Origin of the sequence: Flavobacterium fluviale (genome assembly GCF_003312915.1) — a bacterium.
GTDB classification, from domain to species: domain Bacteria; phylum Bacteroidota; class Bacteroidia; order Flavobacteriales; family Flavobacteriaceae; genus Flavobacterium; species Flavobacterium fluviale.
Window position 1 is genome coordinate 1,681,805 of record NZ_CP030261.1, and the last position, 14,009, is coordinate 1,695,813.

Genomic DNA, 14,009 nt, shown 5'->3' on the forward strand with positions numbered 1-14,009 from the left:
ACTAGATTTTTTTATAAACTACTACTGCTGAAACAGATATTCCTCCTTCAGAATAAGTCATTTTTAATTTTAATTTACTTCCAGATAATTCAGCGATTTCATATTTTTCAGACTCTCCGATGTATTTTTTAGTCAAAGTGTTTCCTTCTTTTGTAAATGTTCCTTCTTGAGTAAAAGTATTACATTTACTATTAGTATATTCTGCGTAAGTATCTACGAATTTGTTATCTGCTTTAAATTCTACGATATCGTTAGCACAACCACCATCGTTTGTGTAAGGTTGTAAAACTTCTTCAGTTCCAAGAACTGCACCCATGTGAGTAATTTGCCATTTTCCTTCAATTGATGCTGAACTGTCATCATTGTCACTGCTGCAAGATGTTAATGCTAATCCTAATGTCATAACTGACACGAAAAGAATACTTAATTTTTTCATTTTTGGTAGATTTTATTTGTTAAATGTTTTGGCAAAAATAGAATCTTTTTTAACAAATAAGATCTTTTTTATAAGTTTTTTCGTTTGTTTTTAACATTTTTTTGTAAAATATTGAAAATCAATTATATTATTTATGCGCTATTTTTCTTCCAAAAATAATGTAAGAAATATCAATTTTAAACCGATTTAATTGTAAATTTAAACTTGTTAAAATTAAAGTATCTTTTCTTCTTTTAAGTAGCTTTTAATTAAGTGATGTCCGAGATAAATGGCAGGAGTCAAAATTATGGCAATTGCTAATTTAAAAATATATCCTATTAATGCAGAAGATATAAAAGTGTCGAAATTAATTTTACCAGGAAGCCAAAAAGCAATTCCTAATACGATAAAAGAATCAAATAATTGTGAAATTACAGTAGAGCCCGTTGCTCTCAGCCATATTTTTTTTTCTCCTGTTCTATTTTTGAAAAACCAAAATATCCAAACATCTATGAGCTGCGATGCCATAAAAGCAATAAGGCTTCCGACAATAATCCACATACTCTGCCCAAATACTGCTTGAAATTGTTCGTCATTAACTGGGCTGATTCCTTTTGCGGCAGGAATTACAATCGCCATAAATAAAATCAGAAACGCGTAGGCGATTAAGCATGCGGTTATAAATGAAAGTTTTTTGACGCCTTTTTCTCCAAAATATTCATTTATTAAATCTGTTGTTAGAAAAACAATCGGCCAGGGCAAAATTCCTATACTCATTACAAACGGACCAATCTGAATTAGTTTTCCTCCAATAAGTTCTGCAACAACTGCATTTGTGATAAATATTCCTGCTAAGATTACAAAAACGATTTCTTTTCTGGTTTTAAACATGTTGTATTAGGTGTTGATGTTTCAAAATTAAACTATTTCTTTTAAATCTTAGAATCCATCAATTTTTATAGGTCATTAAAATACTAAAGTTTGCTCTCGATTGGTTAATTTTGAGAATCTGTTGTTTTCTATCCATTAGAAAATTTAAGCAGTTAATTAATGTTACTTATTATGAAAACACAAATTGATTTAGATAATCCATTATTGCAAGAATGGTCTGGCGCGTATGGAGGAGTTCCAGATTTTACAAAATATAAAATTTCAGATTTTAAGGCCGCAATTGAATTTGCTATTAATGAAAAGTTGAATGAAATAGATGCGATTGCAAATAGTACCGAAAAGCCGACTTTTGAAAACACAATTACAGCTTTAGAGCTTTCGGGTGAAAAATTAGAACGAATTCATGCTGTTTATGGAATTTACAGATCCAACTTAAGTTCTCCCGAATTCAATATTGTTGATACTGAAATGTCTCCAAAATTGGCGGCAATAAATGATAAACTGTATCAAAATGAAAAACTTTTTTCGAGAATTGAATCTTTACACAAATCTGAAGAGAGTAAGAAATTAACAGCTGAGCAGCAGCGTTTGCTTTGGCTTTATTATACTGATTTTGTTCGAGAAGGGGCGGAGTTGAACAAAGACGATAAGAGTAAGGTAGCCAAGATCAATCAAGAACTGGCAAGTCTGTTTACTTTATTCAGTCAGAAATTATTAGCAGAAGAAAACGATCAGTATATTGAATTAAAAACAGAATCTGATTTTGATGGACTTCCAGAAGAATTTAAAAATGCAGCAATAGCAGAAGCCAGAGAAAGAAATCTAAATGTTTTAGGATGTATTGGAAATACAAGATCTTCAATTGAGCCATTTTTAACCTTTTCAAGCCAAAGAAACCTAAGAGAAAAAGCATTTGATATTTTTGTTAAACGAGGTGATAACGGTAATGAAAATGATACTAACAATACTTTGGTTTCTATTCTAAAGTTAAGGGCAGAGAAGGCAAAAATATTGGGTTTTAAGAATTTTGCAGAGTGGAGTTTGTCTAACAAAATGGCAAAAGATCCGCAGAAAACTCTAGATTTAATGAATTCTGTTTGGAAACCAGCTGTCGAAAAAGTAAAAAAAGATGTTGGTGCTATGCAGAAAATGGTAGACGAAGAAGGAGGGAACTTTAAAATTCAGCCTTGGGATTATCGCTATTATGCGGAAAAAGTTCGAAAAGCAAAATATGATTTAGATCAAAATGAAATAAAGCAATATCTTCAATTGGAAAATCTCCGTGAAGGAATGTTTTGGACAGCAGGTAAGTTATTTGATTTAGGTTTTAGACAATTATTTGAGGTTCCTGTCTATCACCCAGATGTCCGCGTTTGGGAAGTAAATAATAAAAATACAGGAGAACCAATTGGGTTGTGGTATTTCGATCCATATGCACGCGTAGGCAAGCGTTCGGGAGCCTGGATGAATTCGCACCGAGATCAGCAGAAAATAAATGGGAAAGTACTTCCAATCGTATCTAACAATTGCAATTTTATTAAAGGAAATGCAGATGAACCGGTTTTAATTTCCTGGGATGATGCCACAACTTTGTTTCATGAATTTGGTCATGCTTTGCATGGTTTGTGTTCAAATGTTACCTATCCAAGTTTGTCTGGAACTTCTGTAGCTCGAGATTATGTAGAATTTCCATCGCAGCTATTAGAACATTGGCTTTCAACTCCAGAAGTATTAAATAAATTTGCATTGCATTACAAAACAAATGAGCCTTTGTCGCAATCATTGGTTGAGAGGATTGCCGTTGCAGCCAATTTTAATGAAGGTTTTGCAACTGTTGAAACGATCTCGAGTTCTTTTGTAGATATGAAGCTGCATTTAACAACAGAAACTATTGATCCGCATAAATTTGAGAAACAAGTTTTAGATGAAATCAATATGCCGTATGAAATTGTTATGCGTCACAGAATTCCGCAGTTTGCCCATATTTTCTCAAGTGATGGATATGCGGCAGGCTATTATAGTTATTTATGGGCGGATGTGATAAATGCAGATGCCTATGAAGCATTTTTAGAAGCAAATGGACCTTTTGATAAAAATATTTCTAAGCGTCTTTATGATAATGTTTTAAGTGTTGGAAATACGATCGATAATGAAAAGATGTATGAAAATTTCAGAGGACATGCTCCAAAGTCAGATGCTTTGATGCGAGCGAGAAATTTTCCAATCGAGAATTAATAGCTGAAAATAAAAAAAGCCCGAATAAGTAAATATTCGGGCTTTCCTTTATTGAAAAAATAATATATTAACCTAAAGTAACTCTTTTGAAACCTGTGATTTCAACATTGAATCCTTTAACATAATCACCAACTTTTTTACTGTCATCTTTGATGAAGTTTTGATCTAATAAAGCTTTTTCTTGATCTAAAGTAGTGTTGTCAGAGATAAAACGCTGTACTTTTCCTGGAACAATTTTATCCCAAATTTGTTCTGGTTTACCTTCAGCTTTCAATTCAGCTTTAGCATCTTCTTCAGCTTGCTTTAAAACTTCTTCAGTTAATTGAGAGTAAGAAATGTATTTAGGAACATTTTTTAAAGTTTTTCCTAAACGTGCAGCTTCTTCATTTTCTTTTTCGATTACCGCAATACGAGCAGCAAGTTCAGAAGCAACAAAAGCAGGATCAAAATCTTTGTAAGATAATGTATCAGCTCCCATAGAAGCAACTTGCATAGAAACATCTTTTGTTAAAGTCTCAGCATTAGCGATTGGAGAAGAAATAGCTGTTAAAGCAGCAATTTTGTTTACGTGAACATAAGATCCAACGAAAGCACCTTCTAAAATTTCAAAACCACCGATTTCGATTTTTTCACCGATAACACCAGTTTGCTCGATTAATTTTTCAGCAACAGTAATTCCGTTGAAATCTGAAGCTAAAAATTCTTCTTTAGAAGAGAAATTAATAGCTCTTTCAACTAGATCTTTAGCTAAAGTTACGAAAGCCTCATTTTTACCTACGAAATCTGTTTCACAGTTCAAAGTTAAAATAGCTCCTTTAGTGTGGTCAGCATTAACAAAAGAAACAGCAGCTCCTTCAGAAGACTCACGGTCAGAACGGTTAGCAGCAACTTTTTGTCCTTTTTCTCTAAGGACTTGTATAGCTTTATCGAAATCTCCATCAGCTTCAACTAAAGCTTTTTTACAGTCCATCATTCCGGCACCTGTAGATTGTCTTAATTTATTTACGTCTGCAGCAGTAATTGTTGCCATAATATTTTGAATTTTAATGTTAAAAGTAAAAATTCCAGCTTTTAAATCCCAAACTCCAATTTTAATAAATTATCAACATAACGTTTTTAATTTTTTTCTTGGATTTTGGAATTTAAAATTTGGAATTTAGAATTTGATTTATTCTTCAGTTGCAGGAGCAGCTTCAGCTTCAACAGCAGGAGCAGCTTCTTCAGCAGCTTCAACTTCTTTTTCAGAACCTCTGTCAGAAAGACCTTCGATTACTGCAGTAGTTACTAAAGATAAAATTTTGTCAATTGATTTAGAAGCGTCATCATTTGCTGGAATCACGTAATCAACCTCTCTTGGGTCAGAATTCGTATCAACCATTGCGAAAACTGGAATGTTTAATTTTTGAGCTTCTTTTATTGCGATGTGTTCAGCTTTGATATCTACTACGAACAATGCTGCAGGCAGTCTAGACATATCAGCAATTGAACCTAAGTTTTTCTCTAATTTAGCACGTAGACGATCAACTTGCAAACGCTCTTTTTTAGATAGAGTGTTGAAAGTACCATCTTTCTTCATTTTATCAATAGAAGACATTTTTTTAACTGCCTTTCTGATAGTTACGAAGTTAGTTAGCATTCCACCTGGCCATCTTTCAGTGATGTAAGGCATGTTTGCAGCTTTTGCTTTATCAGCAACGATGTCTTTTGCTTGTTTTTTGGTAGCTACGAATAAAATTTTTCTACCTGATGCAGCGATTTTTTTCAAAGCTTCGTTAGCCTCTTCAATTTTAGCTGCAGTTTTATATAGATTGATAATGTGAATACCATTACGCTCCATATAAATGTAAGGAGCCATGTTTGGATCCCATTTTCTAGTCATGTGTCCGAAGTGAACACCTGCTTCTAGTAATTCTTTTACTTCTATTTTGTTTGCCATTTTTGTACTAGTTTACGTTCTGTTGATTAGCAATGTGTTTTGGCTTTAGGCGCTAAGCTGTAAGCTTTAGGCTTCGAGCATTGACTTTAAGACTTTCGACTTTAAGACTCAACCCATTTAGATGCTAAACTATATCCTACCTCGATAGGAGAGCAACAATAACTGTGTTTTTTAATTTCAATAAATAATTGATAATGTCTTGTCCCATTTGAACAAGACAGGTAATATTAACGTTTAGAGAATTGGAATCTCTTACGAGCTTTCTTCTGACCGAATTTCTTACGTTCAACCATTCTTGGGTCTCTTGTTAATAAACCTTCTGGTTTAAGGATTCCTCTGTTTTCAGCGTTAACTTCACACATTACGCGTGCTAATGCCATTCTTACAGCTTCTGCTTGACCAGTTGTACCACCTCCGTAAACGTTTACTTTAACGTCAAAGTTGTTTACATTTTCTGTCATAGACAATGGTTGTAAAACTTTGTATTGTAAAGTTGCAGTTGGAAAGTAAGTTGCGAATTCTTTTTTGTTTACAGTGATATTTCCTGTTCCTTCAGAAACGTATACACGTGCAACAGCGGTTTTTCTTCTACCGATTTTGTGAATAACTCCCATTACTTAAGATCATTTAGGTTAACAGTTCTAGGTTTTTGAGCTCCGTGAGTATGCTCAGATCCTACAACAACATTTAGATTTCTAAAAAGTTCTGCTCCTAATTTGTTTTTAGGTAACATACCTTTTACAGCTTTTTCTACTAATAATGCAGGGTTTTTAGCTTGCAATACTTTAGCAGTTAAAGTTCTTTGTCCTCCTGGGTAACCTGTATGACGCATGTAAATTTTGTCATTCAATTTTGTACCTGTAAGGTTAATTTTTTCTGAGTTGATAACAATTACGTTATCTCCACAGTCAACGTGCGGTGTGTAACTTGGCTTGTACTTACCTCTTAAGATCATAGCAACCTTAGATGCAAGACGTCCTAAGTTATGACCATCAGCGTCAACAACAATCCACTCTTTAGTTACAGTGCTTTTGTTTGCTGAAACTGTTTTGTAGCTTAATGCGTCCATAATATTATTTTAATTAAACATTCCATCCCCAATAAAGGGGATGCAAAAGTACAATTAATTATTTTAAAACCAAATACCTGAAAAGAATATTTTATCTGCTGAAAATCAGGGCTTCAGTTTTTTAATAAAGTAATGTATAAAAAAAACCGTCTCACATTAAGTTAAGACGGTTCAGTATGTGTAGAAAAAAAATATTAGACAATAAAAATATTGGCAATATCGACTACTTGTTGTGTAGTTAATGGTTCGTCATAAGCCTCTGAACCTGCTGCTGCACCAAATGCTGTTGCGGTATTAAAGCCAGCCTGCATTGTTACTCCTTCACCATCATAAACAGCTTGCGTAGCTGCCGGCATGCCGGCGCCTCGATCCGAATTGGATATCCATCCTTTTAAACCTCTTAATCTTCTAACTTCAGAAGCATGACGAGCTTCAACAGAGTGAATCTGAAGCGCTGCTGTTAATAAGTCTGGTGTTGTAATTAAGTTGGCAGCTTGTCCTTTATAAGCTCTTACACCTGTATCTTCAAAAGCTTGTGCCAAAGCTAAAAACGTTGGATAATCATTAAAAGGATCAAAAGCACCTCCAACAGTAAAGTCAAATGTAGGTTTTGGAACAAAGTTAGCGCTTGCTGTACCGCCAAGTCCTGCGATCAAAAATTTCACATGATCAGATTCGTGAGCTGCGATCTGCTGAAATACTTTTAAATCACGTCCGCCATTTTCAGATGCAGGAATTACTCCAGAATCTAATGCCATAGCGTAAAATTCATCTTCTAAATATTCTAATGTTAATGCAAATTGCAAAGCTCCGATAGGAGTGGCGGGAGTTGCTGTAATATCTTTTGCAAATGCTTTATTGGTAAGAGCCGATAATCCGAATGGGATTGAAGCTAAGGCTAAATTTTTTCCGATATTCCCAAACTGCGAAAAACTGTCTCTTCTTGAGCCTGTGCTTTTCATTAAATTGTCGTCAGTAAAGGTTTCTATAAATTTTAAAATGTTCATAATTTCTAAGTTTTACTGGTTAAGATTAAGGTAGGTATTTGGCTGTAAATTTTGTAGTAATAAAATTGGCAGCAATCGGCAGGATTTTAGACGGATCTTTAGCATCATCTAAACCTGTTGACATATTTACAATATCATCTCCGGCAAAATCTTTTGAATTCGGATTAATTAAACTTCTAATTGCGGCTGCATGCCTGGCCTCTACAGAAACAATTTTTCCTGCTAATAATAGGTAGTCGGCAGTTTTGATCAATTTTCCTGCTCCATTATAAGCGGCAACTCCAGTATCTTCAAGTGCTTTAGCAGTAGCCAAAACTTCGGTACGGCTATTGAAATTTAAAGAACCGTAAGTAAAAGCCAAAGAAGGCAGTAATTGAGAACTTGGATCTGGAAGTGCTCCAGTCAAAGCGGCTTTAAAGAAATCTCTATGAACTACTTCATGATGGTATAAGTCAGTTAGAACCTGGCGTTCTGTATCGTTGAATACACTATTAAAACCAGAAGCATTTACGACTTTTGTATAAAAATCTGCTTCTAATTGTTCTAAAGCGTAAGCATAAGTAAGCACTCCAAAGTCTCCGGAGCCTAAATCAAAAACACCATTCCTTACTCCAGGTAAAGAAGTGTCTTCCATATCGTTATCGTTATCATTGTCGCTGCAGCCAGCTAAAACTAAACCTGTGGTCACTAATGTTAATCCACTGAGCTTAAGAAAGCTCCTTCTGCTATTCAGTGAAGGATCAACTTCATGAATTTTAACTTCGTTTTTCATAATCTAGGTTTTTATTAAGGTTAATAACATCGTATTAAGTTTATTAACGAAATTTTTGTAGGTACGGTTTCAGAAAAATCCTCTTTTTTTATTTTATTTCGAATTGAGCATAGAATTTCAAATACTGGTAGTTGTTTTTTGTTTTATTTTCGGTAATTCTACTATATTTGTATTAATTACATAAACTTTTATTAGATGAAAGCTAAAGCAACTCTAAAACAAATTGCGAAGGAACTAGGAGTTTCTGTGTCTACAGTGTCAAAAGCGCTTAATGACAGTCCGGAAATAAGTGAGCAGACGAAGGTGAAGATTAAGGAGTATGCCAAACTCAAAAATTATAAGCCGAATGTTATTGGTCTGAATTTAAAGAATCGTAAAACCAAAACTATTGGAGTTATTATTCCTAATATTCTAAATTCTTTCTTTGCAAAAGTTTTTAGCGGTATTGAGAAAGTTGCCGATAAAAAGGGATATAATGTAATTACTTGTATTTCTAATGAATCTCTTGAAAAAGAAGTTCATACTTTAGAAATGTTGAGCAACGGAACTATCGACGGATTTATATTATCTGTTTCTCAAGAAGCTCAAAAATTGCAGGATTATAATCATTTCTCTGAAATAATTAATGACGGAACTCCAATAGTAATGTTCGATCGTATTGCAGATGAAGTAGATTGTGATAAAGTTGTGGTAGATGATTTTGATTCGGCTTTAAACTCTACACAGCATTTAATTAATCTAGGATGCAAAAATATAGCTTTGATATCTTCTGTAGATAATTTAAGTGTTGGAAAACTGAGAGCAGACGGATATTTGAAAGCGTTAAAAGACAATAATATTCCAGTAAACGAAAAAATTATTCTTCGTACCGATTCTGAAGATGATATGAAAGCTAAAATAGATTCGCTTTTTGATCATAAAATCGACGGAATTTTTGCTTTGGATGAAAATGATTCAGTTGCTGCTTTAAGAGTGAGTTTGAAAAAAGGATACAGAGTTCCAGAAGATATATCAATAATAGGTTTCGCAGACGGAATTTTAGCTTCGAGACGTTTGTCACCAAGTTTGACTACTATAAGTCAGCATGGTGTTGAAATTGGAGAAACTGCTGCAAAAAGATTAATCGAAAGATTAGAAGAACCAGAAGGAACAATTTCAGAATATGAAACCATCGTGATTAAGACGAAATTGAAAGAACGAGAGTCGACTAGAAAAGCTTAAATAAACAAAAACCATCTGCTGCAACAGATGGTTTTTTGTTTATTATAGAAATAACAAGATTTTAAACCTTGCTTTATGTGACTAATGGTATACATATTTTAATCTGGTTATACAGTATATAAAAAGACAGAGATAAAATAGAATAATACCTAAATTTGTGTTTCTGAAAGTTTTGTTTTGTGAATTATGAAACTCATATGATTCCATTATTAAAATTAATATGGTACAAAATAGAATAAAAAATAGAGCAATTACGATGAAAGGTATAGAATGTAAACCATTACATATAAATGCTAATATTACCGAGATTAAAAAGAAAATAAAAAAAGGAATTACTGTTCTGGAAAAAATATGAATTAAAAGAGTTTTCTTAAATATATCATTTTTCATAGTTTTAAATTTTCGTTTGCAATTATTATTCCGCATCAAATACTTCTACAAATGAATTTGGTATTTCTAATTCATTGGTTGAAGATTTTAAGCAAACTTTACCACAATAAACAGGTTTGTCAATATTACTTTTTACAATTTTATCATCAAATTTTATATATAACTGAACGTCTTTATTTTGCTCGTAAAAAGCTTGAAAACGATTCATTAATTGATTGTAATACTGGCGCTCTTCCAGAGGCTCTAAATCTTGATATGGAATTTTACCATTAAGTAAATCAATGTTTATGCGAACTTCTAATGGATGATGAAATCGATCTTTTATGAAAAGCACCATTTGTTTAGGTATGGCTTTAGTATTTACCATATCTTCTAAAAAATCTAGACCATTATTATATATATAATAATTCTCATGATTGATAAATGATATCGAATATTCATAAATTTTAAAATCAGGATTATTAACACCTATAGTATAATGATATCGCTTTAATCTGTTTTTATAATATTCATTACTTATTTTATTTTGTTTAATTTCTTCTTGTACAAAAAGAGGCATTTGTTTTTTTCTTAATTCTAATAAAACCGATTTGTCACCTTTTTGAAAAGCATTCCAATTTATTTGTGTTTCATGTGCCTGATAGGTATCTATTTCAATAACTGCACAGCCACTAATCCATAAGGTTACCAAACCTTGTGGAGCAATCCCTAGCTTAAAAGTGTTGTATTTATTTTTAGATTCTGTGCCGTCATAATTTATATAAGTTCCGTAATCTTTTTTAAAAAGATCGTATATTTTTTTTTGAGGAAGTTCAAAATCTCCCGTATAAAATTTATCTTCTGCATAAGAAAACCAAGTTATGTTCATTCGTTCAGGCATCCTTCTTTTTTCATCGCCTACAACGTAAATGCCACCGCCGTCTTCCCAGCGATTGTTGCCTAAATATTCACCGCTTGGTATCCATTGCGATTCTCCTTTAGAATCTGTAAAAGATCCATGTACTACTTCCATAGGTGCGGTAAGATCTGCGCCTACATTTACCAACCATTCAAATTTTTCTGTTTTTACAAGCATTTCTTTTTGTTTTTTGTCTGATAAAAAATAATAAAATAGTTCCGTTCCTTTTTCTTGCCATAAATTGTAGCCTAGACAAGACAATAGAATAATGACTAAGGCAATATAAATTTTGTTTAAATAGTTCATTTAGATATGATTATTTATTATAGTTGAAGTATATATGCATAAAGAATTAAATTAGAGATAGTTATTAAGATCAGTACTGCAAAAAATATTTTTGAGATTATTTTTTTTAACCCATATTGAAATACATAGCCAGAGAAAAAAATTGTAAACATTGAAATTGTAAAATTAAAAATCCCTCCTAGATCTTCGAATCTTTTAGGAAGAAGGTTGTAGCTTAAAAATGTAAGTAAAAGGATTAAAACTATTGATAGTATTTTACTTTGTATAGTGTTTGAATTGTTTATTGAATCTGTTTTTTTCATTTTAACCCTCATGTTGTTTTCTGTAAGGTTTGCCATCTTTGTATCGCCCGGTTTTGCCTAAATCATCACATGTAGAGCGATGTAAATATTTATTACGAATTGGATGTAGATATTCTGGACGTATTGTTATCTTTTCGCTTTTTGCTGCATCATTTTTTAAAGCATATTGCATTAGTGATTTTTTTGCATACTCTAAATCTTCAGGGATGCTATATGCTAATCCTTTTGTTTCGATTAAAGATTTATGAAATTGCAAACCATATTTCTCTGCTAAAAGTATCATAATTGCCAAAGGAATGTATTGATAGCTATTGGGTATGCCAAATCTTCTTGCCCACAGTATTGTTTGTGCTTTTCCAGTTTCTTCAATAATTTGATCAGGTAAATACCATCCTTCCTTTAAGACAGATTGTTTTATATTTTCATATCCTTTCTCTAAGTGTAAAAAACGTTTTTCATTTTCTATTTCTCCGTATCCTCCACCTATATCACTATGTGCTCCAGGTAACTGAAGTTCAAAACCTATACCTGCCTCAATAGAACTTTTAATATTGGTTAGTAAAAAATATTCACGATATTCATCAGCAGCGGTTAAGTGCACTACTTTGGCAACACTGCTACCCAATTTTAATTTTAATTCATCAACATCATTATCAAAATTTGGGTCTTTTGCATAGTTTTTGTTGTATGAGGAAACAGTATCGAACAATCCCACAAATAGGATGTGAAAATTATTAGATTCTACAAGATTGAATATGTTTTGTAATTCACGTCTTCTGGATATGAAATGTCTAGCAGCGGCTGCGCCACGACTAAAGCCAAATACATTAAGGTTTATTTTGTTTACAAATTCATGATCTCTTATTACCTTTTCTTTTTGTAGTTGTTCAATTTCTTCTTTTATTTTTTTGAAAGACTTAGTAACTTTTGCAGTTATTCCAGTTTGTCCAGAGCCAAATGCATACCCTTTATTAAAATCACTTTGAAAATCTTCAGTACCTTCACCTTCAATATAAATGTTAATTTCTCTTTTGCTTCTATCAACTAAATTAAGTTGGTGCATAATAGCTACATTAGAATAAAAATTTTCATAGCTGCTCTCATCATCTGTATTTTGCTTGTAAGTTGTGGCTTTTTCATTTTCTTTATCGGTAAGCGGTATGCCTTTTCGTTTTTTTAAATATAATAATCTGGCTTCCGTATTAGTTGCATTATTTTTTGTACCATCAAAAAATACATTTACAGTAACATTTACTCCTTTTTTATTTTCAGGTTTTTTCTTTTTGTCAGGAATATCAACAACCGCAGCATTGTTGTGTTTATGAGGCGGAATTAGTTTTTGAAAATCATTCTTGACCTTTAACTTCGTAGTATCTTCAATTACACTTAGAAGATTTTTGTATTTTATTTGTGTGTAAAATTCATGTACAGAATCGTCTATAATATCTTCTTTGTTAAGCCTGTTCATGTATGCTTTTAGGTTGTTAAAGTAAACTTCGGCTTTACCAAATTTATCCACTTTTGCGGTATAAGTTCCCATGTTGCGAGAACTATCGGCGTGACCATCTGTTCCTTCGTCTTCCCAAATAGTTAGATTTAATATTTCTCCTGAAGGTATATTAAGTGTGAATATAAAAAGTCTTACGTTATCTGCATAACCCACTTTTTTGCCGCCTATGTCATTATAATATTGATCTTTCCAAACTATTTGCTGTATTTGAGGTTTTCCTGCAATAGGAGTTAAAGTTAGCCGATCATTACCTTTTACTCCTTGAGAGTCTGTATAATCTACATGAATAATATATTTTTCACCGAGGCTTGTTTGGTTAAAGGTAATTTCTCCGTCACTGCCTAAATCTAATATTGTTTGAACATTTTTTAAAAGTTTCCAGTGTTGCTCTTTAATTTTATCACCGCTTAAAATATAAATGTTTTTTCCAAGTATTGGTCTTGGATTCCCTACAATATGTATACTCATAATCTATTTATTTTTCTACTTCGGGTGTGCCAACTAAACTGTTTTGAAAAGCTACCATATCTACTAAAGGATTTATCTGATTATGAAGCATTGTTTTTGCACTCATCACATTGGATATAGAAATTTCAACCTGTTGTCCGTGATTAACAACTTCGATGCAATCTTTTCCTCCTATTGGACACATAGCTTTACTGTCTTCTAACAAAATTTTGCCTTGATTACTTAGAGTGACTTTTTCGTAAAACCTACTCCACTCACTAATTACGGCTTGACATGGTAAATAATCATGTCCAGATGGTTGTTTTTTGCATTTTCCAAAAGTGTTTTTTTCTAAGGTTTCTCCTATGTCTTTAGTCGTTCCGATTAATTTTCTTTCAGCGTCTTTATCATTTGCAAAATGCTTATTTTGAGATTTTACTTTTAAAATGTCAATTTTAGGTTCAACGCTAAAGATGCATTTTAAAGTTGCACCTTGTACTAGTAAATGTTTTTTTGCCATCTTTATTTATTTAATGATAAATATATTAAATAAACTCTTACAAAATTAAAAAGTAGCCTTTTTCTTAAATTTAAATAGAGCCCGCAAAAA

General features: G+C 32.5%; 13 protein-coding genes. 2 read left to right on the forward strand and 11 right to left on the reverse strand.

What is annotated here, in order from left to right:
• Position 1 precedes the first annotated feature (1 nt).
• Positions 2-436: a lipocalin-like domain-containing protein gene (locus HYN86_RS07515; protein WP_113677485.1), complete on the reverse strand. Its 435-nt coding sequence runs from the start codon at positions 434-436 to the stop codon at positions 2-4.
• A 213-nt stretch (positions 437-649) separates the two neighbouring features.
• Positions 650-1,306 (reverse strand): queuosine precursor transporter, encoded by a 657-nt coding sequence (locus HYN86_RS07520; protein WP_113677486.1) that lies wholly within the window; start codon positions 1,304-1,306, stop codon positions 650-652.
• Between the two features lie 171 nt (positions 1,307-1,477).
• Between HYN86_RS07520 and HYN86_RS07525 the strand changes: the two genes are divergently transcribed.
• Positions 1,478-3,541: a M3 family metallopeptidase gene (locus HYN86_RS07525; protein WP_113677487.1), complete on the forward strand. Its 2,064-nt coding sequence runs from the start codon at positions 1,478-1,480 to the stop codon at positions 3,539-3,541.
• Between the two features lie 67 nt (positions 3,542-3,608).
• Here HYN86_RS07525 and tsf read toward each other — a convergent pair whose 3' ends face one another.
• From tsf to HYN86_RS07555, 6 genes are all read right to left on the reverse strand, one after another.
• Positions 3,609-4,571: a translation elongation factor Ts gene (gene tsf / locus HYN86_RS07530; RefSeq protein ID WP_113677488.1), complete on the reverse strand. Its 963-nt coding sequence runs from the start codon at positions 4,569-4,571 to the stop codon at positions 3,609-3,611.
• 138 nt (positions 4,572-4,709) lie between these two features.
• Positions 4,710-5,477, reverse strand: a complete 768-nt coding sequence (gene rpsB, locus HYN86_RS07535; RefSeq protein WP_113677489.1) for a 30S ribosomal protein S2 — start codon at positions 5,475-5,477, stop codon at positions 4,710-4,712.
• A 227-nt stretch (positions 5,478-5,704) separates the two neighbouring features.
• Positions 5,705-6,091 (reverse strand): 30S ribosomal protein S9, encoded by a 387-nt coding sequence (rpsI, locus tag HYN86_RS07540; RefSeq protein ID WP_012023687.1) that lies wholly within the window; start codon positions 6,089-6,091, stop codon positions 5,705-5,707.
• On the reverse strand, positions 6,091-6,546 hold the full coding sequence (gene rplM, locus HYN86_RS07545) for a 50S ribosomal protein L13 (protein ID WP_113677490.1): 456 nt from the start codon (positions 6,544-6,546) through the stop codon (positions 6,091-6,093). The genes rpsI and rplM overlap by 1 nt, the downstream gene beginning before the upstream one ends.
• 194 nt (positions 6,547-6,740) lie before the next feature.
• Positions 6,741-7,553, reverse strand: coding sequence for a ferritin-like domain-containing protein (locus HYN86_RS07550; protein WP_113677491.1), 813 nt, complete (start codon positions 7,551-7,553; stop codon positions 6,741-6,743).
• A 25-nt stretch (positions 7,554-7,578) separates the two neighbouring features.
• Entirely contained in the window at positions 7,579-8,325 is a 747-nt protein-coding gene (locus tag HYN86_RS07555) for a ferritin-like domain-containing protein (protein WP_113677492.1), read from the reverse strand.
• Between the two features lie 195 nt (positions 8,326-8,520).
• Here HYN86_RS07555 and HYN86_RS07560 point away from each other — a divergent pair, with 195 nt between their 5' ends.
• Complete coding sequence (locus tag HYN86_RS07560; protein WP_113677493.1) at positions 8,521-9,546, forward strand: LacI family DNA-binding transcriptional regulator; 1,026 nt, start codon at positions 8,521-8,523, stop codon at positions 9,544-9,546.
• A 415-nt stretch (positions 9,547-9,961) separates the two neighbouring features.
• Here the strand turns inward: HYN86_RS07560 and HYN86_RS07565 are convergent, their stop codons facing one another.
• From HYN86_RS07565 to HYN86_RS07580, 3 genes are all read right to left on the reverse strand, one after another.
• On the reverse strand, positions 9,962-11,140 hold the full coding sequence (locus tag HYN86_RS07565; RefSeq protein ID WP_113677494.1) for a DUF2931 family protein: 1,179 nt from the start codon (positions 11,138-11,140) through the stop codon (positions 9,962-9,964).
• A gap of 303 nt (positions 11,141-11,443) precedes the next feature.
• Positions 11,444-13,420, reverse strand: a complete 1,977-nt coding sequence (locus tag HYN86_RS07575; protein ID WP_113677496.1) for a phospholipase effector Tle1 domain-containing protein — start codon at positions 13,418-13,420, stop codon at positions 11,444-11,446.
• 7 nt (positions 13,421-13,427) lie between these two features.
• Positions 13,428-13,919 carry a DUF4280 domain-containing protein gene (locus tag HYN86_RS07580; protein WP_113677497.1) on the reverse strand — a complete coding sequence of 164 codons (492 nt, stop codon included), beginning with the start codon at positions 13,917-13,919 and terminating at the stop codon, positions 13,428-13,430.
• Positions 13,920-14,009 lie beyond the last annotated feature (90 nt).

What these genes read in the sequence shown, in the direction of transcription:
- rpsB (WP_113677489.1), bottom strand. Translation starts at nt 5,477, where the DNA reads ATGGCAAACAAAATAGAAGTAAAAGAATTACTAGAAGCAGGTGTTCAC.
- HYN86_RS07520 (WP_113677486.1), bottom strand. Translation starts at nt 1,306, where the DNA reads ATGTTTAAAACCAGAAAAGAAATCGTTTTTGTAATCTTAGCAGGAATA.
- HYN86_RS07555 (WP_113677492.1), bottom strand. Translation starts at nt 8,325, where the DNA reads ATGAAAAACGAAGTTAAAATTCATGAAGTTGATCCTTCACTGAATAGC.
- tsf (WP_113677488.1), bottom strand. Translation starts at nt 4,571, where the DNA reads ATGGCAACAATTACTGCTGCAGACGTAAATAAATTAAGACAATCTACA.
- rplM (WP_113677490.1), bottom strand. Translation starts at nt 6,546, where the DNA reads ATGGACGCATTAAGCTACAAAACAGTTTCAGCAAACAAAAGCACTGTA.
- rpsI (WP_012023687.1), bottom strand. Translation starts at nt 6,091, where the DNA reads ATGGGAGTTATTCACAAAATCGGTAGAAGAAAAACCGCTGTTGCACGT.
- HYN86_RS07560 (WP_113677493.1), top strand. Translation starts at nt 8,521, where the DNA reads ATGAAAGCTAAAGCAACTCTAAAACAAATTGCGAAGGAACTAGGAGTT.
- HYN86_RS07565 (WP_113677494.1), bottom strand. Translation starts at nt 11,140, where the DNA reads ATGAACTATTTAAACAAAATTTATATTGCCTTAGTCATTATTCTATTG.
- HYN86_RS07580 (WP_113677497.1), bottom strand. Translation starts at nt 13,919, where the DNA reads ATGGCAAAAAAACATTTACTAGTACAAGGTGCAACTTTAAAATGCATC.
- HYN86_RS07525 (WP_113677487.1), top strand. Translation starts at nt 1,478, where the DNA reads ATGAAAACACAAATTGATTTAGATAATCCATTATTGCAAGAATGGTCT.
- HYN86_RS07575 (WP_113677496.1), bottom strand. Translation starts at nt 13,420, where the DNA reads ATGAGTATACATATTGTAGGGAATCCAAGACCAATACTTGGAAAAAAC.
- HYN86_RS07550 (WP_113677491.1), bottom strand. Translation starts at nt 7,553, where the DNA reads ATGAACATTTTAAAATTTATAGAAACCTTTACTGACGACAATTTAATG.
- HYN86_RS07515 (WP_113677485.1), bottom strand. Translation starts at nt 436, where the DNA reads ATGAAAAAATTAAGTATTCTTTTCGTGTCAGTTATGACATTAGGATTA.